Origin of the sequence: Thauera terpenica 58Eu (assembly GCF_000443165.1) — a bacterium.
GTDB lineage: Bacteria > Pseudomonadota > Gammaproteobacteria > Burkholderiales > Rhodocyclaceae > Thauera > Thauera terpenica.
Window position 1 is genome coordinate 1 of record NZ_ATJV01000051.1, and the last position, 24,073, is coordinate 24,073.

The 24,073-nt window shown below is 64.8% G+C and carries 17 protein-coding genes; 6 read left to right on the forward strand and 11 right to left on the reverse strand.

Translation table 11 applies throughout. The annotated features are described in order from the left end of the window. Positions 1 to 45 precede the first annotated feature (45 nt). The 7 genes from M622_RS29215 to M622_RS29245 all read right to left on the reverse strand — a co-directional run bounded on the left by M622_RS29215 (position 46) and on the right by M622_RS29245 (position 8,463). Positions 46 to 603: a PAS domain-containing protein gene (locus M622_RS29215; RefSeq protein ID WP_021249187.1), complete on the reverse strand. Its 558-nt coding sequence runs from the start codon at positions 601 to 603 to the stop codon at positions 46 to 48. Positions 604 to 881: 278 nt separating this feature from the next. Next, complete coding sequence (locus tag M622_RS29220) at positions 882 to 2,666, reverse strand: bacteriohemerythrin (protein WP_021249189.1); 1,785 nt, start codon at positions 2,664 to 2,666, stop codon at positions 882 to 884. A gap of 174 nt (positions 2,667 to 2,840) precedes the next feature. Further along, on the reverse strand, positions 2,841 to 3,773 hold the full coding sequence (locus M622_RS29225; RefSeq protein WP_021249190.1) for an ABC transporter permease: 933 nt from the start codon (positions 3,771 to 3,773) through the stop codon (positions 2,841 to 2,843). An 11-nt stretch (positions 3,774 to 3,784) separates the two neighbouring features. After that, the gene (locus M622_RS29230) at positions 3,785 to 4,858 is read right to left on the reverse strand and encodes an ABC transporter permease (RefSeq protein WP_021249191.1); all 1,074 of its coding nucleotides are present in this window, start codon (positions 4,856 to 4,858) and stop codon (positions 3,785 to 3,787) included. Then, positions 4,851 to 6,479 carry an ABC transporter ATP-binding protein gene (locus M622_RS29235; protein WP_031346777.1) on the reverse strand — a complete coding sequence of 543 codons (1,629 nt, stop codon included), beginning with the start codon at positions 6,477 to 6,479 and terminating at the stop codon, positions 4,851 to 4,853. Before M622_RS29235 ends, M622_RS29230 begins: the two co-directional genes overlap by 8 nt. Positions 6,480 to 6,561: 82 nt before the next feature. Next, a complete protein-coding gene (locus M622_RS29240; RefSeq protein WP_031346778.1) occupies positions 6,562 to 7,377 on the reverse strand; it encodes an SEL1-like repeat protein in 816 nt (271 codons plus the stop codon). 195 nt (positions 7,378 to 7,572) lie between these two features. After that, entirely contained in the window at positions 7,573 to 8,463 is an 891-nt protein-coding gene (locus M622_RS29245; RefSeq protein WP_021249194.1) for a LysR substrate-binding domain-containing protein, read from the reverse strand. 87 nt (positions 8,464 to 8,550) lie between these two features. Here M622_RS29245 and M622_RS29250 point away from each other — a divergent pair, with 87 nt between their 5' ends. From M622_RS29250 to putP, 5 genes are all read left to right on the forward strand, one after another. Further along, the gene (locus tag M622_RS29250; RefSeq protein WP_021249195.1) at positions 8,551 to 9,567 is read left to right on the forward strand and encodes a YeiH family protein; all 1,017 of its coding nucleotides are present in this window, start codon (positions 8,551 to 8,553) and stop codon (positions 9,565 to 9,567) included. A gap of 238 nt (positions 9,568 to 9,805) precedes the next feature. Then, positions 9,806 to 11,485 (forward strand): dihydroxy-acid dehydratase, encoded by a 1,680-nt coding sequence (gene ilvD / locus M622_RS29255; RefSeq protein ID WP_021249196.1) that lies wholly within the window; start codon positions 9,806 to 9,808, stop codon positions 11,483 to 11,485. A 137-nt stretch (positions 11,486 to 11,622) separates the two neighbouring features. Continuing rightward, positions 11,623 to 12,069 carry a pyridoxamine 5'-phosphate oxidase family protein gene (locus M622_RS29260; protein WP_021249197.1) on the forward strand — a complete coding sequence of 149 codons (447 nt, stop codon included), beginning with the start codon at positions 11,623 to 11,625 and terminating at the stop codon, positions 12,067 to 12,069. 218 nt (positions 12,070 to 12,287) lie between these two features. Continuing rightward, the gene (putA, locus tag M622_RS29265; protein ID WP_021249198.1) at positions 12,288 to 15,947 is read left to right on the forward strand and encodes a bifunctional proline dehydrogenase/L-glutamate gamma-semialdehyde dehydrogenase PutA; all 3,660 of its coding nucleotides are present in this window, start codon (positions 12,288 to 12,290) and stop codon (positions 15,945 to 15,947) included. A gap of 32 nt (positions 15,948 to 15,979) precedes the next feature. Continuing rightward, a complete protein-coding gene (gene putP / locus M622_RS29270) occupies positions 15,980 to 17,452 on the forward strand; it encodes a sodium/proline symporter PutP (protein ID WP_021249199.1) in 1,473 nt (490 codons plus the stop codon). Positions 17,453 to 17,503: 51 nt separating this feature from the next. Here putP and M622_RS0120195 read toward each other — a convergent pair whose 3' ends face one another. From M622_RS0120195 to M622_RS29285, 4 genes are all read right to left on the reverse strand, one after another. Beyond that, a complete protein-coding gene (locus M622_RS0120195) occupies positions 17,504 to 17,794 on the reverse strand; it encodes a nucleotidyltransferase domain-containing protein (protein ID WP_084520723.1) in 291 nt (96 codons plus the stop codon). Between the two features lie 292 nt (positions 17,795 to 18,086). Continuing rightward, entirely contained in the window at positions 18,087 to 20,990 is a 2,904-nt protein-coding gene (locus M622_RS29275; protein ID WP_031346784.1) for an adenosylcobalamin-dependent ribonucleoside-diphosphate reductase, read from the reverse strand. Positions 20,991 to 21,210: 220 nt separating this feature from the next. Then, the gene (locus M622_RS29280; RefSeq protein ID WP_021249202.1) at positions 21,211 to 22,065 is read right to left on the reverse strand and encodes an HDOD domain-containing protein; all 855 of its coding nucleotides are present in this window, start codon (positions 22,063 to 22,065) and stop codon (positions 21,211 to 21,213) included. A gap of 26 nt (positions 22,066 to 22,091) precedes the next feature. Next, the gene (locus M622_RS29285) at positions 22,092 to 23,120 is read right to left on the reverse strand and encodes a cation diffusion facilitator family transporter (protein WP_021249203.1); all 1,029 of its coding nucleotides are present in this window, start codon (positions 23,118 to 23,120) and stop codon (positions 22,092 to 22,094) included. Positions 23,121 to 23,315: 195 nt separating this feature from the next. Between M622_RS29285 and dsrO the strand changes: the two genes are divergently transcribed. Further along, a complete protein-coding gene (gene dsrO / locus M622_RS29290) occupies positions 23,316 to 24,068 on the forward strand; it encodes a sulfate reduction electron transfer complex DsrMKJOP subunit DsrO (RefSeq protein WP_031346786.1) in 753 nt (250 codons plus the stop codon). Positions 24,069 to 24,073 lie beyond the last annotated feature (5 nt).

The window sequence follows — 24,073 nt, forward strand, 5'->3', positions numbered from 1 at the left end:
TTTGGGAAAACGGCCTGTAACCCGCATGAACACTAGCGCGATTTCTCAAAAAACGGCTTTTTGGAAGGCGAACTGTCGAACTCGGGAGGCCTGGTTGACGTATTCGATTTGCGCCCGGGTGTCGGTGATGACGATGCTCTCCGGGCTTTCCTCGACGGCGCGCGACAGTTTGCGTAGCTCCTCCTCGGCGGCCTTGCGCGCGCTGATGTCGTGCACGATCGAGTACACCAGCGCGCGATCACCATCATGGGTCCACCCGGTGGCCGCCTCGACATCGCAGGTCGAACCGTCGGCGCGGCGGTGTCGGAATTCGAGCTGCGTGCGGTGCGCCCGATGTGCTGCCTCCAGCTGGGCACGCAGCTGATCAAGCGGCAGGGTGTTGATCTCGCTGATGTGCATTTGCCGCAAGCGTGCTCTCGACCAGCCATAGAAGCGCTCGGCGGCAAGGTTCGCATCGACGATCTGGCCGCTCTTGGGGTCGACGATCAGCATCACCGCAAGCGCATCGTCGAAGATGTTGTAGTAGTGCTTCTTGATGTGCGGCTGCGTGTGATCGGTGAGGGCGTCGGCCTGTCCCCGTCGGCCTTTTGAATGCGCGCTCATTGATGCTCCTCTCCCATGAGAAATTCATTCTGGTCCACAAGGGCCGAGATTTCAGCTCGAAGGAGTGCTCGAGGCGGTGTGCGGCTCCTTGAGCCTTCAGTCGTGTGGGAGCGGAAAACATGACGGATGCCGTCTGCTCGCCCAGTGAGGGTAGCAAGGGCGCGGGGGAGATCGCGCTGCAGAAGTGGCGCGACCGTATCACTGCGCGCCAGAGTGCCCGACTGTGGATCGTGTCCGTAAGCAGTATCCGTGAGTCTGGCCTCACGACGCCGCAGTGCTCAGCTCTCGGGGGCTGAGGCCTTTTTGTCATCAAGCCAGTGCAGCAATTTGGCGTAGAGCACTACGGGCGTGATGGGTTTGGTGACAAAGTCGTTCATCCCGGCCTCCAGGCATCGCGCACGGTCCTCGGCGAAGGCATTGGCGGTGAGCGCGATGATGGGGACTTCCCGTCCCCAGGGCTGGGCGCGGATCTGGCGCGTCGCCTCAAGGCCATCGCATACCGGCATCTGCATGTCCATCAGGATCAGCGCTGGCGCCTTGAGTTCGGCGAGGATGGTGGCTTCATTGCCGTCGGCGGCGCAGTGGGCAAGCAGCCCGACCCGCGTCAGCATGGCCTGGGCAATCGCCGCATTGATGAGGTCGTCCTCGGCCAGCAGGATGACGCTGTTGGCGTGGCGGCTCTCGAGTGCGGCGCACAGCGCTTGTACATCAAGCACGGCAGGGGCGAGCGTCGCCTCGCGGGCCTTGCGCAGCCTGGCGGTGAACCAGAAACAGCTGCCACGGCCTGGTTCGCTCTCCACCCCCGCTTTGCCGCCCATCAATTCTGCCAGTCGCGCGGTGACGGTAAGGCCCAGGCCGGTGCCTCGCTGTGTGCCCGTGTTGTGGCGTTGTTCGAAGGGTTCGAACAGACGCTCAAGTTCGGCAGCCGTAAGGCCAGGGCCGGTGTCTTCCACCTCGAAGCGCAGGCAGACGAATTCGTCGTCTTGATCGATGAGCCGGCAGCGCAGGGTGATGCCGCCATGTGTGGTGAATTTAACTGCGTTTGTCAGGTAATTGATCAGGGCCTGGCGCAGTCGCGTCACGTCGCCGATCAGCGCTGTGGGCTGAAGGTCTATTTCGCCGTGCAGGCTCAGCCCCTTGGCCTGCGCCTGGTGGGCCAGCATGGCAATCGCCTCGTTGATGAGCTGGTGCGGGTCAAGCGTGAATTCTTCCAGGCTGAGTTTGCCGGCTTCGATCTTGGATAGGTCAAGAATGCTGTTGATGACCCCGAGCAGGTGGTGGCCCGCATCCTCGATGTGGCGCAGACGCTGGCCCTGAGCGGGGGACAGCTGCTCTTGCTGCATCAGGTCGACCATGCCGAGGATGGTGCCGATCGGCGTGCGGATCTCGTGACTCATGTTGGTGAGGAAGCTCGATTTGGCCTTGCTCATGCTCTCGGCGTTCTCTTTTGCGCGCGTCAGCGCTTCATACGCGAGCTGCAGCTTTTGTTCGGCCTTGCGCCTGAGGTAGATCTCGCGCGTCATCTGCACGGTGCGGTTGGCGAGCTTGTCGTACATCGTCAGCACGGCTTCGATGAGCGTGCGCATGGCGCCTGACATGGTCTCGTCGGCGGATTGCTTGGCCTCGCCCAGTGTCAGGCCGCGCTCCAGGGCTTGCACGGTCAGCGCCATGCGGCGATCCGCCTCGAGGATGTGCAGTGCGAGCCAGCGCGTGAGGAACTTGACGATGTTCTCAAGGACGGTCTCGAAGGGCTTGATCGTCTCTTCGCCTTTCAGACGCAGCACTTCGTCGACGAAGTTGGTGTGGGCGTCACGATGCTGCGCGCACCAGGTGTCGTCTGCCAGGTGGCGCTGCCAGATCGCTTCCTCGGTGGTGAAATGCATCTCGACATAGTCGCGCAGCTGTGCAAACACGGTGTTGAGCGTGAGCGTGTCCGACTGATAGGCAATGTGGCCCACGAGGCGGTTCAGCAGACCGACCAGCTTCTGGTGTTGCGTGTCGATGATTGCGATACCGGTTTCGAAATTGGCATTCCACGGGAAGATGTCTACGGGTGCAGGCATGGCTCAACCGGCCTCGATGTATGAGTTACGCATGATGACAGCGGCACTTTCAGCCGCCTTGGGCGGAGCCCTCGATTGTAAAGGTGATGCCTGCAGGCAAGGGCAGATTAATGCGAGAACGCAAACGTGTTCATGCTCGTGTGCTGCGCATGCAAGCGAGGCGCCGGCAGTGCGTCAGGCGTCTGGCCGATACGGCTTGCCGAGCGACAGCGGTGAATTGAGGCGGATGGTGTTGGCGTTGCGCGAGATGATCACCAGCACCACGATGGTCGCCCAGTATGGCAAGGAGGACAGCAGCTGGGAGGGGAAGTCGATCTGCAGCCCCGAGCCCTGGATGAAGAGCTGAGTGATCATCACGCCGCCAAACAGGTAGGCGCCCATCATCACCCGCAGCGGCCGCCAGGTGGCGAACACCACCAGCGCCAGCGCAATCCAGCCGCGTCCGGCGACCATGCCTTCGGCCCACATCGGGGTGTAGAACACCGACAGAAAAGCGCCGCTGATGCCGGCCATGGCGCCGCCGAACAGCACCGCCAGATAGCGGATGCGGATCACCGCATAGCCAATGGCGTGCGCCGAGGAGGGTGATTCGCCCACCGCGCGCAGCACCAGGCCGGCGCGACTGCGGTAGAGGAACCACAGCAGCCCCCAGAACAAGGCCCAGGAGAAATACACCAGCGCCTGTTGGTTGTAGAGCGCTTCGCCGACGATGGGCAGATCGGCAATGAAGGGGATGCGGATCGGCGGCACCGTCTGCAGCGCGACCGCCTCGTAGGGCTTGCCGACAAAGGCTGCCAGCCCCACGCCGAAGATGGCCAGCGCCAGGCCGGACGCCACCTGGTTGGCGAGCAGGCTCAGGGTGAGCACGCCGAAGATGAGCGCCATCGCCATGCCGGCGCCCATTCCGGCCAGCACGCCCAGCCAGGCGCTGCCGCTGTGATGGGTGACGGCGAAGGCGGCGACCGCGCCCATCGCCATCATGCCTTCCGCGCCCAGGTTGAGCACGCCGGCCTTTTCGCTCACCAGCAGGCCGAGGGCGACGATGATCAGCGGTGTTCCGGCCACCACGGTGGCGAACAGCATCGAAGTGATCAGGCCAGCGTCCATGTGCGCGACCCTCAGTGGCTTCGCGGCGCGCGGCGACGCAGGCGCAGGCGATAGTTGATGAACACGTCGGCGCCGAGCAGAAAGAACAGCAGCATGCCCTGGAACACCATCGAGATCGAACTGGGCAGGTTGAGGTATTGCTGCGCCTGCTCGCCGCCGATGTAGAGCAGCGCCATCAGCAGGCTGGCGAGGAAGATGCCGAAGGCGTTGAGGCGGCCGACGAAGGCGACGATGATCGCGGCAAAGCCATAGCCACTGCCGACCTTGTCAGTGAGTTGGCCCATCGGCCCGGCGACTTCGGCCATGCCCGCCATGCCGGCGGCCGCGCCGCCCAGCAACAGACCAACCCAGATCATGCGCGCGGCCGAAAAGCCGGCGTAGCGCGCGGCATCGGGCGCGGCGCCCGCGACCCGCATGCGAAAGCCGGCGAAGCTGCGGTTCATGAAGGCATGGCCCGCGATCAGCACTGCGATCGCCAACAGGAAGCCATAGTGCAGACGGGTGCCCTCGAGCAGCGCCGGCATCAGCGCCGCGTCGCCGAACATCCGGGTCTGCGGAAAGTTGAATCCGTCCGGGTCCTTCCACGGCCCGAATACCAGCCAGGATACGAACAGCTGGGCCACGTACACCAGCATCAGCGACACCAGGATTTCGTTGGCGTTGAAGCGCGTGCGCAACAGCGCTGGAATCGCCGCCCAGGCCGCGCCCCCCAGAGCCCCGGCGACGATCATGACGGGCAGCAACAAGCTGCTGTCGCTGCCGTCGAAATACAGCGCCACTCCGGTGGCTGCGGCTGCGCCGAGCATGAACTGGCCTTCGGCGCCGATGTTCCATACATTGGCGCGAAAACCGATTGCCAGGCCGATCGCGCACAGCATCAGCGGCGTGGCCTTGAGCAGCAACTCGGAGAGGCTGTAGAAGTCCTTGAGCGGATTGAGGAAGAAGACGCGAAAGCCCTCGACCGGGTCCTTGCCCAGCGCCCAGAACACCAGCACGCCCCCGCCCAGCATCAGCATCACCGCCAGCAGCGGTGACAGCCAGGACATCAGGCGCGAGGGTTCGGCGCGCGCTTCGAGTTCAAACATCCAGGGGCTCCGCGTATGCCGGTGTGGCGGCTTGCATCAGCGCACTGCCTGGCCACAGGCCGCTCATCCACACGCCGATGTCTTCCACGCTGGTTTCGCCGGCAGGGCGGCTCGGTGAGAGGCGGCCCTTGGCGATGACCGCGATGCGGTCGCAGATCTCGAACAGTTCGTCGAGCTCTTCGGAGATCACCAGCACCGCACAGCCGCGGTCGCGCAGGTCGATGATGGACTGGCGGATGAAGGCCGCCGCGCCCACATCCACGCCCCAGGTGGGTTGCGCACAGACGAACAGCCTGGGTGCCTGCAGGATCTCGCGGCCGACGATGAATTTCTGCAGGTTGCCGCCCGACAAGGACTTGGCCGCCGCGCCCGGGCCGCCGCACTTGACGTTGAAGGCGGCGATGCAGCGCTCGGCAAACGCGCGCGCACGCCCGAATCGCACAAAGCCGCCGGTCACCAGCTGCTGACCGCGCGCGGCGGTGAGCAGCGCGTTGTCAGTGAGGGACAGGTCGGGCACGGCGCCGCGGCCGAGGCGCTCCTCGGGCACGAAGGTCAGTCCCAGCCTGCGCCGCGCCCCGGGGCGCAGGCTGCCGGCCTCGACGCCGCAGATGTGCACCGGGAATTTCTCCGCCAGAGTCTCCTCGCCCGAGATGACGCGCAGCAATTCCTGCTGGCCGTTGCCGGACACGCCCGCAATGCCGACGATTTCGCCTGCGCGCACGTCGAGATGGATGTCCTTGAGGTCGGTACCGAAGGGGGTTAGCGATGCATGCGACAGGCCCGCCAGACTCAGTCGGACTTCGCCGCCGGCTTGCGCCGCGCTGTGCTCGCAGTGCGGCAGCTCCTTGCCGATCATCAGGCGCGCCATCGACTGCGGCGTCTCCTCGGCCGGGATGCATTCGCCGCTGAGCTTGCCGCCGCGCAACACGGTGGCGGTGTGGCACAGGGCCTGGATTTCGTCGAGCTTGTGGCTGATGTAGAGGATGGAGCAACCCTCGGCCGCGAGCTGGCGCAGGGTCTCGAACAGCTTCTTGACCGCCTGCGGGGTCAGCACCGAGGTGGGTTCGTCCATGATCAGCAGGCGCGGGTTCTGCAGCAGGCAGCGGATGATCTCCACGCGCTGGCGCTCGCCCACCGACAGCGCATGCACGTGGCGGCGCGGGTCGATGGGCAGGCCGTAGCGCTCGGATACTTCGCTGATGCGCTGCGCGAGTTCGCCCAGCGCCGGCCTGCCGGGCAGGGCCAGCGCCACGTTCTCGACCACGCTCAGGGTCTCGAACAGCGAGAAGTGCTGGAACACCATGCCTATGCCCAGGCGGCGGGCGTGGGCAGGGTTGGCCACCTGTACTTCGCGGCCTTCCCACAGCATCTGTCCGGCGCTCGCGTGCGTGACGCCGTAGATGATCTTCATGAGCGTGGATTTGCCGGCGCCGTTCTCGCCCAGGATGGCGCGGATCTCGCCCGGACGCACTGCCAGATCGACGCGGTCGTTGGCGACCACGGTCGGATAGACCTTACTGATGCCCTTGAGCTGCAGGCGCGGCGGCGCGCCAGGGTCTGGACCAGCGTGATGCAGGGCGGGCGGGGCGGAGGCGGCGGAGGGGACGCTGCGCTGGCTCATGGTCGGTGCATCCACGACAGCGTCGGGATGATCGGGTTGTGCGTATGGGCCCGCATTGTGCATCAAGTCCGGGCCTGGGCCCTCAATCGGACGCGAGTGCTTCCCTTGCTGTGGCAGGCGACTCAAGCTCGGCGGCGAGGGATTCGGCCTGGGCCGCCTTGAGGTCTTCGGCGCTCAACTTCAGCCCGATGATGTCGCGCTCGTGCACGCCTTCCATGTTCATCGCCGCCGCCGCGCGGTTGAACCAGACATAGGCTTTCACCGCATCCGCCTTGATGCCGACACCGGCACGATAAAAGCGGCCCAGCTCCACCATGGCCTCGCTGTTGCCCGCCTCGGCCGCGGCGCGCACCCATTTTTCGGCAAATTCGTAGTTCTGTGGCACGCCCACGCCGTTACGGTAGAGCTTGCCCAGCTTCAGCATGGCAGCGCTGTGCCCGCCCTCGGCGGCCTGGGTCAGCCAGGCGAGGCCTTCGCTCGTGGCTTCCTTGCCGCGCGCGATGTCATTCAGGGCGGCGCGGCCGACGCGGTACTGTGCCTCCGGATCGCCCGCGCGTGCAGCCTCCACGCTCGGATGTGCGCCATCAGCCGGTGCGTCGGGCGTGGCAACGGGGGCGATGACTTGCTCGGCCTGCTGAGCTTCGGGCCACAGCAGGCCGATGATGCCGGCCACCACGCCGATGACGACGGCCGCGGCCACCGCAGTCAGAAGGGGATGGCGACCTCCCGCGCTGCTGTGTGCTGCGCCCGCGGGGGCAATGAAGCGGTGCGAGCAGACGGTGCAGCGATAGGGGTACATGCCGGGGTTGTCGGCCTTCTCTCCATGCGAGCTCCAGCGCGATTCGCGACAGCGTGTCGACGCGCACTTGGGGCAGGGGGTGGCGACGCGGGCGCCCATGATTGAAACCTATGCGGGTGATTCGGGACGCAGGGCGACCAGTACTTCCCCGGTTGGGGCTGGGGTTGCGGGCTGGCGAAATAGCCTGTTACAGAGGATTTTCGGGCAATTTCCGTCAAATTTCAATAATTTGATACCCCGCTTTGGTTCGCTTGCGTGGCTGTCTGTGCCCCTTTATGCGCGCTGGGTGCGGTTTCACACAGATGGAGGCAAGCGAATGTCGGCTGCTTCCAGCAATGCCGAGACGCCCCCGGTCAGGGCCTTGTTGCGATGAATGATCACATCCAGGTTGCGCTTCATGTCCAGAAAGGGCGTCGCCAAGGGGATCAAGGTTCCGGCGCGAAAGGCCTCTTCCAGTTCCAGTTCGGACAGACAGCCAATCCCCAGCCCCGCCCTCACGCAGCGGCGGATCGCCTCGGGCTGCTCGAGTTCGAACGCAATATTGGGTGTGATGTCGCTGGTGTGAAGGGCGTGCGCCATCACCTCACGTGTGCCCGAGCCGGGTTCGCGCATGATCCACTCGGCTGCGGCGAGGTGTTCGGGGGTGATGGTCAGCTGCGCCAAGGGATGATCGGGCGCGCAGAAAATGACCAACTGGTCCGTTTTCCAGGGGATGCGCCTCACCATGCGACTGTCGCCCGGGCCTTCGACAAAGCCGAGGTCAATCTTGTAGTGCTCGACCTGCTCGAACACATGCTCGGTGTTGAGCCGGGACAGGCGCAGCTGGGCCTTGGGAAAGCGCTGCTTGAGTCTGGCGATGATGTGCGGGATCAGGTGGTTGCCGATGGTGACGCTGTAGCCCAGATGAAGGTCGAAACCAATCGTGTCGCCGCGTGCCGCCGCTTCGATCGCAGCGACGCGGTCGAGCACCTCAACCGCCTGCCCGAGCAGCTGGCGCCCGAGATCGTTCAGGCGCAGCTGGCGCCCGGCGCGGTTGAAGAGCTGACTCCCGAGCTGGCGCTCAAGGTCGGCCAGCGCCATGCTGGCGGCCGACTGGGTCATGCCGATGGTGTCGGCGGCGCGGCTGGCGTGGCCCTGCGTGGCGATGGCGACGAAGACCTGAAGCTGACGGAGTGTGATTTTCATCAGTAATGCTGATTAAATTGATCTGAAATATCTGTTTTACAGATTATAGGTCCATCCCCTACGCTCTCCCTACTGATGGAGAGCGTTATGAACCGGAATACCTGGATGGGGGTGGCGCCCGGCGCGCTGCTGGTGGCCTTGGTGGGCACCCTGGCGTTTGCCCTGGCGGGCACGGAGCTGGCGATGCGCTTTGGCCTTGGCGCCATCACGCTTGCCATCCTGATCGGCGCGATCGCCAGCAATGGCCTGCCGCAACAGGGTCACGGCGTGTTTCGGGGCGGCCTGACGATCGCCCAACGGCATCTGCTGCGCATCGGTGTCGCCCTGTACGGCTTCAACCTCGACGTTCAGCAGATTGCCCAGGTCGGCGGGCGCGCAATCCTGATCGATCTTTTTGTCGCCTCGACGACGCTGGCTCTGGGCTGGGTGATCGGTCGCCGCCTGCTGCGGCTCGACCCCCAGACCGTATTGCTCACCTCTGCCGGCAGTGCCTTCTGTGGTGCCGCCGCCGTGCTCGCCACCATGCCGACACTGAAGATGAGTGAACACGAGGCGCTCGACAAGAGTGCGGCCGCAGTGGCCACCGTGGTGCTGTATGGCACGCTGGCGATGGTTCTTTATCCCGCCATCTACAGCTTTCTGGGTAGCGCCGTCGCTGATTTCGGTATCTACGTCGGCTCTACCGTGCATGAGGTGGGGCAGGTGGTCGCCATCGGCGGCATGCTCAACGAGGAGGTTGCCAACGCCGCGATCGTCACCAAGATGATCCGCGTCATGATGCTGGTGCCCTTCCTCCTGGCGGTGAGTTTCGTGCTGGCCCGGCGGGACTCCAGCGGCGAACGCGGCGCGATCACCATCCCCTGGTTTGCGCTCTGCTTCGTTCTCTGCGCGGCAATCAACTCGCTGGGCTGCTTGCTCGATGGCCTGGTGGGCATGCTGCGGCAAACCGCGACGTTGTGCCTGACCGCGGCGATGGCGGCGCTTGGGATCGATTCGCAGCTGAAGCGCATCGGGCGCGCCGGGCTGAAGTCGCTGGTGCTGGGCGGGGTGCTGTTTCTGCACCTGGTGCTGACGGGGGGCTTGGCCAACTGGCTGCTGGCGTGAGGTGTAGCGTGGGGCTTTGAGTGTTCCCGGGTTCAGGCGATAACGCGCTGGCCGGGACATTGAGTGGACGGGGCCAGGAGTGCATGGGGCTGAATGAGGCGGTGCATACTGATGCCGGACGTGTTCAACACGGTCACGGATGCGCGTACTGGCAAGGCCTGCAAGGGCACGATGCGGGTTCGTCTGCTGTCCAAGACGGTGTCTCGCGTTCGCTCCAACCACTTCAAGAGTCTTCGACATGACCGACATCACTGACAACATGCGTAAGTATTCCTCCCAGGTCGTCGACGGCATCGAGGCCGCGCCGGCGCGGGCCATGCTGCACGCGGTCGGCTTCACCGACGCGGATTTCAAGAAGCCGCAGATCGGCATCGCCTCGACCTGGGCCAATGTCACGCCCTGCAACATGCACATCGACAAGCTCGCCGAAGAAGCCGAGAAGGGCGCTAACGCGGCCGGCGGCAAGGCGGTCATCTTCAACACCATCACCGTCTCCGACGGCATCGCCAATGGCACCGAGGGCATGAAGTATTCGCTGGTGTCGCGTGAAGTCATCGCTGACTCCATCGAAGTCGTGGCCGGCTGCGAAGGCTTCGATGGCCTCATCGCGGTGGGAGGCTGCGACAAGAACATGCCCGGTTGCCTGATCGGCATGGCACGCCTGAACCGCCCCTCCATCTTTGTCTATGGCGGCACCATCAAGCCTGGCGCCGGACACACCGACATCATCTCGGTGTTCGAGGCCGTCGGCCGCCACGCCGCTGGCGAACTCAGCCTGATCCAGGTGAAGAAGATCGAGGACAGCGCCATCCCGGGCCCAGGCTCCTGCGGGGGCATGTACACCGCCAACACCATGGCCTCGGCCATTGAAGCGCTGGGCATGTCGCTGCCGGGTTCGTCGGCGCAGGATGCGATCTCGGCCGACAAGGCCTCGGACTGCTACCGCGCCGGCCAGCAGGTGCTGGAACTGCTGGCACGCGACATCAAGCCGCGCGACATCATGACGCGCAAGGCCTTCGAGAATGCAATCCGCGTGGTCATCGCGCTCGCCGGTTCCACCAACGCCGTGCTGCATCTGCTGGCGATGGCGCACGCGGTCGATGTGGAGCTGACCCTGGACGACTTCACCGAGATCGGCAAGACCACGCCGGTGCTCGCCGACCTGCGCCCGAGCGGTAAATACATGATGTCCGAGCTGGTCGCCATCGGCGGCATCCAGCCGCTGATGAAACGCATGCTCGATGCCGGCCTGCTGCATGGCGACGTGCTCACCGTCACCGGCAAGACGCTGGCGGAGAATCTGGCCAATGTCGCCGACTACCCGGTGGGTCAGGACATCATTCGTGCCTTCGAGGCGCCGATCAAGAAGGACTCACACCTGGTCATCCTGCACGGCAACCTGTCGCCCACCGGCGCGGTCGCCAAGATCACCGGCAAGGAAGGCCTGCGTTTCGCCGGCCGTGCGCGTGTCTATCACGGCGAGGAAGCAGCGCTGGCGGGCATCCTCAATGGCGAGGAGGTGGCTGGCGAAGTCATCGTGATCCGCTACGAAGGCCCGAAGGGCGGTCCGGGCATGCGCGAGATGCTGTCGCCGACCTCGGCCGTGATGGGCAAGGGCCTGGGCAAGGCGGTCGCGCTCATCACCGATGGTCGCTTCTCCGGCGGTTCGCACGGCTTCGTGGTCGGTCACATCACGCCCGAAGCCTTCGATGGCGGCCCGATTGCGCTGGTCGAGGATGGCGACGCCATCACCATCGATGCGGAAACGCGCGAGATCAGCCTGGGGGTGTCGGAGGCGGTGCTTGCCGCGCGCCGTGCGCGCTGGACGCCGCCCAAGCCCTTGTACACGCGTGGTGTGCTGGCCAAGTACGCAAAGCTGGTTTCCAGCGCCGCCGAAGGCGCGGTCACCGACAAGTAAGAGCGCGCAGAGGGTCTGGCAGGACGGCCAGATTTCCCGAGCAGGGACGATGCGTGGAACTGACATCGCAGGCGCAGTGTCCTTGCTTCCAATGTCTGGTGGTCCTATTTTTTCAACGTGTTCCGGATGCTTGAAAAATGAAAATAAGTTCCAAGAGCCAGTGGGATGAAAGTGAAATCCGACGCTTTCTGAACAATGCCACGATTCCAATGCGTTTGTCTTTCATGAACAAGAATGGTGAGCCGATGATCTGTTCCTTATGGTTCAAGTTCATCGACGATTCATTGTGGTCTGCATCTCATCAAAATGCGTATGTCGTGAATCAGCTCAAGAATAACAGCAAGGTTTCATTTGAAATATCCACAAACGAATATCCCTACAAGGGCGTAAGAGGCAAGGCGGAAGTGGAGCTGTCGAAGCTGAATGCAGATAATGTTCTGGCGCAGTTGATAGAAAAGTATCTGGACGAGAAAAACTCAAAGCTGGCGTCCTGGTTGATGAGCAGGGCGGACAGCGAATATGTTTTGAAAATAAGGCCTTCGATCATCAATTCGTGGGATTTCTCTGGCCGGATGGAGGCGTGATGCTGTCTGAGCGGGGTGACGCTGCGATAGACCGATAGAGCTCGTTTCGAGTCGGGAGGCGCTTCATGAAAAACTTCGTCGGCAGAAAAACTTGCTGAAGGAAAGGTAGGCCTTCATGGGGTAAACACTGATGACCGATATCGAACCCCTGGTTTAATTACCCGCAGACACGGACTACCCTTCACGACAGGGCGGTGGCAAACGACAGGGGGAGAGCAATGAACGCGAAGGCGCATTCGATATTGGCTGCCAGCAGCGCGACCCGAGCCGCGATTCGGTCCGCGTATGCGCTCGATGAAGCCCAGGCTGTGCGTGAGCTGGCGGAGCTTCTGGGCCTTTCGGCCGCGCGCCGCCAGGCCGTTTGCGGTGCGGCTGCGCAGCTCATCCAGCGCGTCAGGGACGACACCAATCCGACCATGATCGAGGCGTTTCTCGACGAATACGGCCTGTCGACGGACGAGGGCGTCGGGCTGATGTGCCTCGCCGAAGCGCTTCTGCGTGTCCCCGACGCTGAAACGATCGATGACCTGATCGAAGACAAGATCGCGCCGTCGAACTGGAGCGCGCATCTCGGAAACTCCTTTTCGCCGCTGGTCAATGCTTCGACCTGGGCGCTGATGCTGACCGGGCGCGTGCTCGGCTCCGACCCCTCCAAGCCGGCTGCAGGTGCACGCCGGCTGATCAAGCGCCTGGGCGAACCCCTGGTGCGCACTGCCGTCGGCCAGGCCATGAAGATCCTGGGGCAGCAATTCGTCCTTGGCCAGACCATAGAGGACGGCATCAAGCGTGCCGACAAGCTGCGCGCCAAGGGTTACACCTATTCCTACGACATGCTCGGCGAGGGCGCACGAACCGCTGCGGACGCGCAGGCCTTCTACGCCAGCTATGCCCACGCCATCAGCGAAATCGCCAAGGTCGCCAAGGGAGACGTGCGTGCCAACCCCGGAATCTCGGTCAAGCTTTCGGCGCTCTCGCCGCGCTACCTGAGCACGCAGCGCACAGCGATCAATGAAGAGGTGATCCCGCGTTGCCTGAAGCTGGCGCAGATGGCAGCGCAGGCGAAGGTCGGGTTCAACATCGACGCCGAAGAGCAGGACCGGCTCGATGTCTCCCTGGACGTGGTCGACGCCGTGCTGGCGGACGAAAGCCTCAAGGGCTGGGACGGTTTTGGTGTCGTCGTGCAGGCCTATGGCAAGCGCGCGCCCATGGTGCTGCAGCACCTGTACGCGCTCGCCGAGCGGCTGGACCGCAAGATCATGGTGCGCCTGGTGAAGGGCGCCTACTGGGACACCGAGATCAAGCTCGCGCAGGAACTGGGCGCGGCCTCCTTCCCGGTGTTCACGCGCAAGGTCAATACCGACGTGTCCTACATGGCGTGCGCAAAGCTGCTGCTGGACATGCGCGATCGCATCTATCCGCAGTTCGCGACCCATAACGCCCACACCTGCGCCGCCGTGCTCGAGATGGGCGGCAGCGATCGCGACAGCTTCGAATTCCAGCGCCTGCACGGCATGGGAGAGTCGCTGCACGAGATCGTGCGCCAGCAGACCGGGGCGCACTGCCGGATCTACGCCCCCTGCGGGCCGCACAAGGACTTGCTGGCCTACCTGGTGCGGCGCCTGCTGGAGAACGGCGCCAATTCGAGCTTCGTCAACCAGATCGTGAACGAGGACATTTCGCCCGCGAGCATCGCCGCCGACCCGGTGGATAAGGCGCTGGCGACCGATCCGATCCAGAATCCGGGCATCTGTCTGCCGCGTGACCTGTTCAAGCCCGGGCGCGAGAATTCCAAGGGCTGCCGGATCGAGGAGCCGGCGAGCGTGCTGCCGCTGATCGAGGCGCGTGATCGCTTCGCGCACACGCAATGGACGGTGGGGCCGGTCCTCGCCGACGATGCCGCGCCCCAGGGTGTGGCGAAAGACGTCATCTCTCCGGCCGACGGCAGCGTCGTCGGCCAGGTTCATGAGGCGACGGCCGATGAGGTGGCGCGGGCGCTCGACGCCGCCCAGGTCGGATTCGATCAGTGGTCGCAGACTCCGGTCGCGACTCGCGCGGCGAGCTTGCGCCGCATCGCCGACCTCTACGAGCAGAACATGGGCGAGTTCTGCGCCATCGCCGCCCGCGAGGCGGGAAAAATCCTGGTCGACGGGGTGGCCGAGGTGCGCGAGGCGGTCGATTTCCTGCGCTATTACGCCTGTGAGGCCGAGCGCCTGGAAGCCGAGGATCCGGGCAGTGCGCGCGGCATCTTCGTCTGCATCAGCCCGTGGAACTTCCCGCTGGCGATCTTCACCGGCCAGATCGCCGCGGCCCTTGCAGCCGGCAACGCGGTGCTGGCCAAGCCGGCCGAACAGACGCCCATCATCGCGTGGCGGGCGGCGCAGATGTTCCGCCAGGCCGGCGTGCCCGCGGCCGCCTTTCAACTGCTGCCCGGTGACGGCCCGAGCGTGGGTGGCCCGCTCAGCGCTGACCCGCGCATCGCCGGCGTGTGCTTCACCGGCTCGACCGCGACCGCGCAGCGCATCCACCAGGCATTGGCGGCCAATGCGTCCGCGCACGCCGTGCTGATCGCGGAGACTGGCGGCCTGAACGCGATGATCGTGGATTCCACCGCGCTGCCCGAGCAGGCGGTGGACGATATCGTCGCCTCGTCATTCCAGTCGGCGGGGCAGCGCTGCTCGGCGCTGCGCATGCTCTACGTCCAGGAAGACACCAAGGACAGGGTGGTCGAGATGCTGATGGGTGCGATGGACACCCTGGTGACCGGCGACCCGTGGTCGATCGACACTGACGTGGCGCCAGTCATCGACGCCGAGGCGCAAGCCGACATCTCCGCCTACGTCGACGCGCAGGACAAGAAGGGCCGCCTGCTCAAGCGTCTCGCCGCACCCAAGGACGGCACCTTCGTTGGCGCCGCGCTGGTCGAGGTCGATGGCATTCAGGATCTCGAACGCGAGATCTTCGGCCCTGTGCTTCACCTTGCCTCCTTCAAGGCCAAGGACCTCGACAAGGTGGTCGACGCGATCAACGAGCGCGGTTTCGGGCTCACCTTCGGGCTGCATACCCGCATCGACGATCGCGTGCAGCAAGTGGTCGACCGCATCCACGTCGGCAACATCTACGTCAACCGCAACCAGATCGGCGCCATCGTCGGCAGTCAGCCTTTCGGTGGTGAGGGGCTCTCGGGCACCGGACCGAAGGCGGGCGGACCACACTATGTCAACCGCTTCCGCCGCACCGAGGAGTCGACAGTGCATCCCGCTCCCGAAGGCGATGCGGTTGCAGCGAGCCAGGTCGGCGATGCCTTCGCGGCGCTGGACTCAAGCGCCTGGTCGGCACGCGTCGACCGCGTGCAGGTCTTGCGCCGCGCGCTCGACGGCAAGGGGCAGGTGGTGCGACGGGCGGTCAACGCCGCCGCGAGTCTCGACAGCGGGCCGTTCCGGCTTCCGGGGCCGACCGGTGAGTCGAACCGGATGATCATGCCGCCCAAGGGCCCCGTCCTGTGTATGGGACCGGAGACGGGGGCCGCGCTCGCGCAGGCCGCCCAGGCGCTCGCCGCTGGATGCGCGGTGCTGGTGGTCGCCCCCGGGGCCAGGGCGGCGGTCGCGCAACTCATCAAGGCCGGCGCGCCGGTCGCAGGCATCGACGGCACCGTGCCCCCCGCAGAGCTGGCGAAGGCAGAGGGATTCGTCACCGTGGCCGCGGCGGGCGATTCCGACTGGACGCGCGCGCTCAGGCAGGCGCTTGCCGGCCGCGAGGGCCGCATCGTGCTGCTCGAGACCGAGCTGATCTGCCCCGAGCGCTACTACGCCGAACGCCACATCTGCATCGATACGACCGCCGCCGGGGGCAATACCAGCTTGCTCGCCGCCGAGGCCTAGCCGCCTCAACAATTGAGAAAGCGAGGGACATCATGCAAACAGGAGTCTGGATCAGCCTGACCATCTACTTTGCCGTGATGCTGGGCATCGGGTTCTATGCCTACCGGACATCGACCGGCAATTCCGAGCAATACATCCTGGGTGGGCGCAACCTGCCCCCTGCGGTGGCGGCGCTGTCAGCCGGTGCATCGGACATGTCGGGCTGGCTGCTTCTCGGCCTGCCCGGTGCGCTCTACGTCAGCGGTCTGGTTGAGGCCTGGATCGGGGTCGGACTTTTCGTCGGTGCGCTGGTCAACTGGATCGTCGTCGCCCCGAGGCTGCGCGAGCAGACCGAGCGCTATGAAAACGCCCTGACCATCCCGGAATTCCTCGGCAAGCGCTTCCCGACGCAGGCAAGCGCGCTGCGCCTGGTCTCGGCGTTGATCATCGTGGTGTTCTTCGCGGTCTACACCGCCTCCGGCCTGGTTGCCGGCGGCAAGCTGTTCTCCACGGCCTTTGACGGCGGCTATCAGACCGGTGTCTGGCTGACCCTGGGCATCGTCCTTGCCTACACGGTGATCGGTGGCTTTCTCGCGGTCTGCCTCACCGACTTCGTGCAGGGCTGCATCATGATGCTGGCGCTGATCATCATGCCGGTCGTCGTGCTCTACACCGGTGACGGCGGCGGCTTTGCGCAAGCGGGCCAGACCTTATCGGGTGTCGAGGGCTTCACCCTTTCGTGGTGGAACGAGGACATGAGCCTCATCGGCTGGCTGTCCTTGATGGCATGGGGGCTGGGCTACTTCGGCCAACCGCATATCATCGTGCGCTTCATGGCGGTCAGGAGCGTCGCCGAGGTGTCGACCGCGCGCAACTACGCGATGAGCTGGATGGCCATCTCGCTGATCGGAGCGATCGGCGTCGGCATCTTCGGCCGCGCCTATGTCGAGCGCAGCGGCATCACCCTGGCGGACCCCGAGACGATCTTCATCCTGCTCGCCGAGACGCTGTTTCCCGCGCTCATCACCGGCTTCCTGTTCGCCGCGCTGCTGGCCGCGATCATGTCCACCGTTTCAAGCCAGTTGCTGGTGTCCTCGTCGTCGCTGGCGGAGGACTTCTACCGGCTCCTGGTCAACAAGAAGGCGAGCGATAGCACGATCGTGACCGTCGGCCGCATCGCGGTGGTGGCCGTCGGTGCGGTCGCCGCCCTTATCGCGGGCGATCCGGACAGCGAGGTGCTCGGGCTGGTCTCCAATGCGTGGGCCGGCTTCGGCGCTGCATTCGGTCCGCTGATGATCCTGGCCCTGACATGGCAGCGCATGACCGGAATCGGTGCCGTCGCCGGGCTCGTCACCGGCGCCCTGACCGTGATCGTCTGGATCGCAATGGGCTGGAATTCGAGCTTCCTGGGCGGTCCGGGCGTCTACGAAATGATCCCCGGCTTCCTCCTGGCGATGCTTGCCATCGTCGTCGTCAGCCTCGCCACCGATGCCAAGGGCGAGTTTCGGGCGATTGGGTCGGCGTGAGCGTCGATTGACTTTGGTGCCTGGCGTGCCAACTTGTGGATAGTCGGCGGCTTATCGAGCGTCATCTATTGCCCCAAGCAATACCAAGACCGGATTCTGCAAGACATCCCGGGCGAATGAATCGTCACGGGCAACGCGCGCGCGCCACTCCGCCTCGGAATACACCACGGGATTGAGCTCGCGCGCCAGCGTGTCCTGGCAAGGATGCAGCGCCATGACCACTTCGGTGAAGTCGACCTCTCCCACCACCAGTACATCGACGTCGGAATGGCTGGTTTGCGTCCCGCGCGCCACCGACCCGAAAACCCCCGCAAACTGGATCCGGTCCGCCAGCTCCGCCAGGGCTGCTCAGCCAGAGGGGGCAGGTGCCTTTTTGCAGGCACAAAAAGCCGGGCGAGGGCCGGTTCGGCGGGGTGCGCTCGTCCTGTTACTGCTCGGGAGGGGGCATCCTTGCGCTGCGGGAGGCTGAACTGCTTGAGCATCTCGACGCTTGAGCTCAAGGTCGTGCTTGGCTCGTGCCACATCGGCAGCTCAGAAAGTAAAAATGCCCACATCCAAAGACGTGGGCATTTTTGATATCACGCCAAGCAGTCTGAGCCTTCCAGCCCTTTGCCTGCCTATCCACCCCCTGCCATCAACCGCAGGTCCCCACCGCTCCGCATGCCGTGCAGAAGTCGCAGCCATCCTTGCGGATGACCGTGTGGTTGCCGCATTCGGTGCACAGCGCGCCCTGCATCAGCTTGGGCTCATTCTCGTCGCGTGGAACTTCGAGCATGCCCATCTCGCGCGTGGGGAAGCCTTTTTCGTCCAGCACGCCGAGCATGGCGTAGCGGTGGATGATGAGCTGGGCGAGGTAGGCGACGGTGCTGGGGTAGTTCTGCTGACGGCGGGTGCCGGGCACGAAGGCCATGAAGTCGCCCAGGGGCTCGGGGTAGTCGAGCAGCTTGCGCAGCTTCATGCCGATCCAGGCCGGGTCCATGACGCGCATGTCGAGCGACAGGATGCGGGTGAGGCCGTCCAGCGCGCGCGGGTAGTTGCCCGACAGCCACACCGAGTAGGGGCGGGTGACGCCCGCGGCGTAGCCATCCAGCGGCGGCAGGGTGATTTCCTTCAGGCCGAGGACGAAGTCTTCGCCGGTGGCGGGGTTGTAGATGTCCACCGTCCATGACAGCGTGCCGTCGGTGCCGGTCTTGGGTTCGTCAAGGCTGAACAAGGTGTCGAGCACCGCGTTGCTCTCGTCTTCCTTGTCGAACACGCCGAGCTTTTCGCAGCGGTAGTTCACCGCCTGGGCGAAGGCCGCCACCATGCCGGGCACCAGCTTCTTTTCGCCGTGCGGCGGGAAGGGCATCTCGAACGAGCGCTCGCCCACGGTGCGGGCCAGGGTGTCGAGCTTCAACTTGAGCCAGCCGCGGTCGTTGGCGCGCATGTCCATCGACAGGGTCTTGGCCACCGCACCCAGGCCGCGCGGCTGGTCGGCACCGTTGACCCAGACTTCGAACGGGAAGCTGCCGCCGTTGTTGCCGATCTGGCCGACGAAGAGGGCGAAGTCACCGCTCGGGGTGTTGAGCATGTAGGTCCATGCCATGTTGCCGTCCGGCATTTCGGGACGCCCCGGCCAGCGCAGGCTGGACAGCACGGGCGCGGGCAGGGTCTTGATCGACAGGCGCTTGTTGGCGTCCGAGATCTCGACGTCGTGCGGTTGCTTCTTGTCGGTGGCCGGCGTGACCGACAGCACCGAACCCAGCACGGCGTTGGGGCGATAGGTGGCCAAGCCCTTGAGGCCGTCCTTCCACGCGGTGAGGTAGAGATCCTCGAATTCGCTGTAGGGGTAGTCCTCGGGCACGTTCACCGTCTTCGAGATCGAGGTGTCGATATAGGGCGCGACCACCGCGACCATGTCCTTGTGCGCCTGGGCGGAGATTTCCAGGGCGGTGACGAAGGAGGGCGGCAGGTTGTCGACATCGCCGCCGAGGTGGCGGTACAGGCGCCAGGCGTAGTCCTCGACGGCGTATTCCTTGAAGGTGCCGTCGGCCATGCGCTTGCGCCGGGTGTAGGTGTAGGAGAAGGGCGGTTCGATGCCGTTGGAGGCGTTGTCGGCGAAGGCCAGGCTGATGGTGCCGGTGGGGGCGATGGACAGCAGGTGCGAGTTGCGGATGCCGTGCTTGCGGATCTTGTCCTTGACCTCGGCCGGCAGACGCGAGGCGAAGTTGCCGCCCGACAGGTAGAGATCGGCGTTGAAGAGCGGGAAGGCGCCGCGTTCACGCGCCAGCTCGGACGAGGCGAGATAGGCGCGGTTGCGCATGTACTCGGAGATCTTGCGGCCTTCTTCGCGTGCTTCCGGCGTGTCGTAACGCTTGCCCAGCATGATGAGCGCGTCGCCCAGCCCGGTGAAGCCCAGGCCCACGCGACGCTTGGAGTCGGCCTCGTTCTTTTGCTGCTCGAGCGGCCAGTGGGTGACTTCGAGCACGTTGTCGAGCATGCGGATGGACACGTCGACGACCTTGCCAAAGCCGGCGTAGTCGAACTCGGCCTTGTCGGTGAACGGGTTCCTGACGAAGGGCGTCAGGTTGATCGAGCCCAGGCAGCAGCAGCCATAGGGCGGCAGCGGCTGTTCGGCGCAGGGGTTGGTGGCCTCGATGGTCTCGCAGTAGTACAGGTTATTGTCCTGGTTCATGCGGTCGAGGAAGAGGATGCCGGGCTCGGCGTGGTCGTAGGTGGAGCGCATCACCTGCTCCCACAGCTCGCGCGCCTGCAGCTTGCGATACACCCACAGACCATCGTCACGCTGGTAGGCGCCGCCTTCCTTGAGCTCGGTGGTGGGCTCGGCCTTGTGCACGAGTTCGACAAAGCCGTCGGCCTCGACCGCCTGCATGAAGGGGTCGGTGACGCCGACCGAGATGTTGAAGTTGGTGAGGTCGCCGTGGTCCTTGGCGTGGATGAAGTCCTCGATGTCCGGGTGGTCGCAGCGCAGCACGCCCATCTGCGCACCACGGCGGGCGCCGGCCGATTCCACCGTCTCGCACGAGCGGTCGAACACGCGCATGTAGGACACCGGGCCGGAAGCGTTGGAAGCCGTGCCCTTGACCAGCGCGCCCTTGGGGCGGATGGAGGAGAAGTCGTAGCCCACACCGCCACCGCGGCGCATGGTCTCGGCGGCCTGGGCGAGTGCGGTGTAGATGCCGGGGCGGCCATCGACCGATTCGGTGACCGAATCACCCACCGGTTGCACGAAGCAGTTGATCAGGGTGGCGGCCAGGGTCGTGCCCGCGGCGCTGTTGATGCGGCCGGCGGGGATGAAACCGTTTTCCTGGGCTTCGAGAAAGCGTGCTTCCCAATGTGCACGCTTGTCTTCGTTCTCCACCGTGGCGAGGGCGCGGGCGACACGCTGGCGCAGCTCGGCAACCGAGGTCTCGCCGCCCTTGGCGTATTTCTCGATGAGGACTTCGCCCGAGATTTCCTGCATCGCCAGATTGGCGGCGGTGGGCTTGACGGTGCTCTGGCTGGGCGCGTTCTTGGGCGCTTTGGTGGTCTCGCTCATGGTCTTTTTCTTCATCCGTAGGTGGTTCTGGGAACGGACTGGAGAATAGCTCATAAAGCGGTTTAGGGCAAAAAACAAAAACTGTTTATAAACAATGGCTTAATGAATTTGCTTGTATTGCATTGAAAATTCAAATACTAGATGTAGTATGCGGTTCAGTCTTCAGTTTCGCTCGGAAGGTGCTGAAAACAGAAGGTTTTTGCTGCTTTCAGGGCGCTTTTCAGGGCCTCTGCGACGGAAAGAACAAGGACAGGTAGGCGGCGAGGTTGAGCTCGGCTTCTTCGCGGATGGCGGCGAAGCGATCGGGGTCGATATCGAGCAAACCCCACACCGAAGTTTCGACGCGCGCGGCGGTCTGCTTGCTTGTTTCGCCGCGGGCGTCGGCTTCGACGATGTGACGCGCGAGGTTGAGGATGGCGGCGTCGCCGGCGTGCTCGCCCCCGAGCCGGGGCAGGGTCTGGGTGCCGATCGCGGTGGCAAAGGAGCTCGGTACGCGCCACTGATCCATCAGCGTCGCCCCGACTTCGGCGAAGTCGCAGCCGATGATGCGGCGCTCGACCAGGTGCAGGGCTTCGTTCGTCTGGCTGGCGATTTGCCGTGCCTCATCGGCCAGCACCGGCGTGGTCTGAAACAACACCAGGTGGCCGATGTCGGCGAGCAGGCCGATCACGAACACCCGCTCCTGTCCGGGGTGGCGGGTGAGCTGCGCGATGGCGCGTGCGGCCAGCGCGCACAGCACGCTGTTGCGCCAGAATTCGTTCATGTCCAGCTGCGCGGGTTTGATGCCGGCAAACATCGCATGCAGCGACATCGCCAGCACCAGGTCATGGACTTGTTGCAGGCCAAGGATCTGCACCGCGCGCACCACGTTGTCGATCTCGCCGCGGTGGCCGTACATGGCGCTGTTGACCAGGCGCAGCAGGCGCGCGGTGAGTGCAGGGTCGGCCGCGACCAGGCGCGCGACCTCGAACACCGAGCCTTGGGGTGATTGCAGTTGTTCGCGGATGCGCTCATAGACCGTAGGCAGCGAGGTCAAGGCATCAATCTGGCTGGTCAGTTCCTGTGCTGAATGCATGTCGTGCTCCGTGGGGCCTGCCCGGATTATCGGCGATCGGTGGCCGCAGCGGAGCGCGACGGCACGAACACCATGGGTTCGGCGGCGGGAAGTTCGGGTTGCAGTGTGATGTGGTCTATGCCGAAGCGTTCGTGCAGCAGATGGCGCTCGGCTTCGAGGATGGCGGGCCAGTGCTGCGCATCACTGAGCACGATGTGGGCCGATAGGGCGGCGCGGCGTGAGTCCAGGCTCCAGATGTGGAGGTCATGCACCGAGCGCACGCCTGGCACGCCGGCCATGGCGCGCCCCACCTCGGGCAGCGACAGGCCCTCGGGCACGCCCTCGAGCAGGGTGTGCAACACCTTGCGCAACAGCGACAGGGTGGAGAACAGGATCAGGCCGCAGATCAGCATGGTCAGCAGGGGGTCGATCGGTGTCCAGTTGGTGAACTGGATCACCAGCCCCGAAGCCAGCGCCGCCACCGAGCCCAGCAAATCGCCGATCACGTGCAGCAGCGCCGCGCGGGTGTTGAGGTCGCCTTCACCGCGGGTCAGCAGCCAGGCGACGACGATGTTGATGAGCAGCCCGCCCAGGGCCACCAGGGTGACGGTCTGGCCGGCGATCTCGCGCGGCTCGAGCAGGCGCAGCACCGCATGCCACAGCAGCAGGGCAACGATGGCGAGCATGAAGAGGCTGTTGGTGAGCGCGGTGAGAGCTTCGACGCGGCGCAATCCATAGGAGTGGCGGGCACTGGCCGGGCGCAAGGCGACGCGGGCCGCGATCGCGGCGAGGCCAAGCGAGAAGGCGTCGGTGACCATGTGGCCGGCGTCGCCGAGCAGCGCCAGCGAACCCGACCACCAGCCCGCCACCGCTTCGACGCCGGCAAAGCCCAGCGTCAGCAGCAGCGCCAGCGGCAGGTAGCGGCTGGCGGAGTGGTCGTGGTGGTGGCCGTGGCCGTGACCGTGACCGTGGTCGTGTTGGTGACCATGGTTGTGAGCGTGATCAGACCGAGGCTTGTGCGCCGCGTGTGCGTGACCGGCCTTGTGATCGTGCTCGGGTGTGGGGCTGTGGGGCATGAGAGAGCGCTGAGAGATCAATGCCGAGATTATGCGGCGTATGCGGGAAAGCTGGCGTGATGCGCCGGCATCACGCAGCAGCTCGAGCCGCGCAATAGGTAAAACCATCTAGTGCGCTGCCTTATCCCCCTGATTTGCGCAGGGGCATTGCCCTCCTAGAGTGACAGCAACGCCAATGGCCCCTGGAGTCCCGTCATGAAGTCCTGTTCCGATTCCTCCGTTTCCACCTCTCGCCGCGCTTTTCTGCGCACTGCGCCAGCGCTCACTGCGGCGGCGGCGATGGCGCCGACGCCGGCCATCGCCAGCACCGGCAAGCAGCAATGGGCGATGCTGATCGATGTGCGCAAGTGCATCGGCTGCCAGGCCTGCACCGTGTCCTGTATCCAGGAAAACGCGGTGCCCGAAGGCAGCTTTCGCACCGTGGTGTCGACCTACAGCGTCAAGCTCACCGACTCCGCACAGCCTGCCGGCACCTATGTGTTGCCGCGCCTGTGCAATCACTGCGACAACCCGCCCTGCATCCCGGTGTGTCCGGTCAGCGCCACCTACAAGCGCGAGGACGGCATCGTCGTCGTCGATGGCGACCGCTGCGTGGGCTGCGCCTATTGCGTGCAGGCCTGCCCTTACGACGCGCGCTTCATCAATCACGAGACCAACAAGGCCGACAAGTGCACCTTTTGCGCTCACCGTGTGGATGTGGGCCTGCTGCCCGCCTGCGTCGAGACCTGCGTGGGTGGTGCGCGCATGTTCGGTGATGTCAATGATGTGGAGGGCGAGTTCGCACGGCTGCTGAAGGCCTCGCAGCCGCAACTGAAGGTGCTCAAGCCTGAGCTCGACACCGCGCCGCGCGTGTTCTACATCGGCCTGGACGAGCGCTTCAGCGGCAAGGTCGAAGGCGGCGGCACGCTGTGGAAGCCCCGCAACCTGCAATCGAGTGCGCACGGCTGAGCCGG

What these genes read in the sequence shown, in the direction of transcription:
- M622_RS29215 (WP_021249187.1), bottom strand. Translation starts at nt 603, where the DNA reads ATGAGCGCGCATTCAAAAGGCCGACGGGGACAGGCCGACGCCCTCACC.
- M622_RS29220 (WP_021249189.1), bottom strand. Translation starts at nt 2,666, where the DNA reads ATGCCTGCACCCGTAGACATCTTCCCGTGGAATGCCAATTTCGAAACC.
- M622_RS29225 (WP_021249190.1), bottom strand. Translation starts at nt 3,773, where the DNA reads ATGGACGCTGGCCTGATCACTTCGATGCTGTTCGCCACCGTGGTGGCC.
- M622_RS29230 (WP_021249191.1), bottom strand. Translation starts at nt 4,858, where the DNA reads ATGTTTGAACTCGAAGCGCGCGCCGAACCCTCGCGCCTGATGTCCTGG.
- M622_RS29235 (WP_031346777.1), bottom strand. Translation starts at nt 6,479, where the DNA reads ATGAGCCAGCGCAGCGTCCCCTCCGCCGCCTCCGCCCCGCCCGCCCTG.
- M622_RS29240 (WP_031346778.1), bottom strand. Translation starts at nt 7,377, where the DNA reads ATGGGCGCCCGCGTCGCCACCCCCTGCCCCAAGTGCGCGTCGACACGC.
- M622_RS29245 (WP_021249194.1), bottom strand. Translation starts at nt 8,463, where the DNA reads ATGAAAATCACACTCCGTCAGCTTCAGGTCTTCGTCGCCATCGCCACG.
- M622_RS29250 (WP_021249195.1), top strand. Translation starts at nt 8,551, where the DNA reads ATGAACCGGAATACCTGGATGGGGGTGGCGCCCGGCGCGCTGCTGGTG.
- ilvD (WP_021249196.1), top strand. Translation starts at nt 9,806, where the DNA reads ATGACCGACATCACTGACAACATGCGTAAGTATTCCTCCCAGGTCGTC.
- M622_RS29260 (WP_021249197.1), top strand. Translation starts at nt 11,623, where the DNA reads ATGAAAATAAGTTCCAAGAGCCAGTGGGATGAAAGTGAAATCCGACGC.
- putA (WP_021249198.1), top strand. Translation starts at nt 12,288, where the DNA reads ATGAACGCGAAGGCGCATTCGATATTGGCTGCCAGCAGCGCGACCCGA.
- putP (WP_021249199.1), top strand. Translation starts at nt 15,980, where the DNA reads ATGCAAACAGGAGTCTGGATCAGCCTGACCATCTACTTTGCCGTGATG.
- M622_RS29275 (WP_031346784.1), bottom strand. Translation starts at nt 20,990, where the DNA reads ATGAGCGAGACCACCAAAGCGCCCAAGAACGCGCCCAGCCAGAGCACC.
- M622_RS29280 (WP_021249202.1), bottom strand. Translation starts at nt 22,065, where the DNA reads ATGCATTCAGCACAGGAACTGACCAGCCAGATTGATGCCTTGACCTCG.
- M622_RS29285 (WP_021249203.1), bottom strand. Translation starts at nt 23,120, where the DNA reads ATGCCCCACAGCCCCACACCCGAGCACGATCACAAGGCCGGTCACGCA.
- dsrO (WP_031346786.1), top strand. Translation starts at nt 23,316, where the DNA reads ATGAAGTCCTGTTCCGATTCCTCCGTTTCCACCTCTCGCCGCGCTTTT.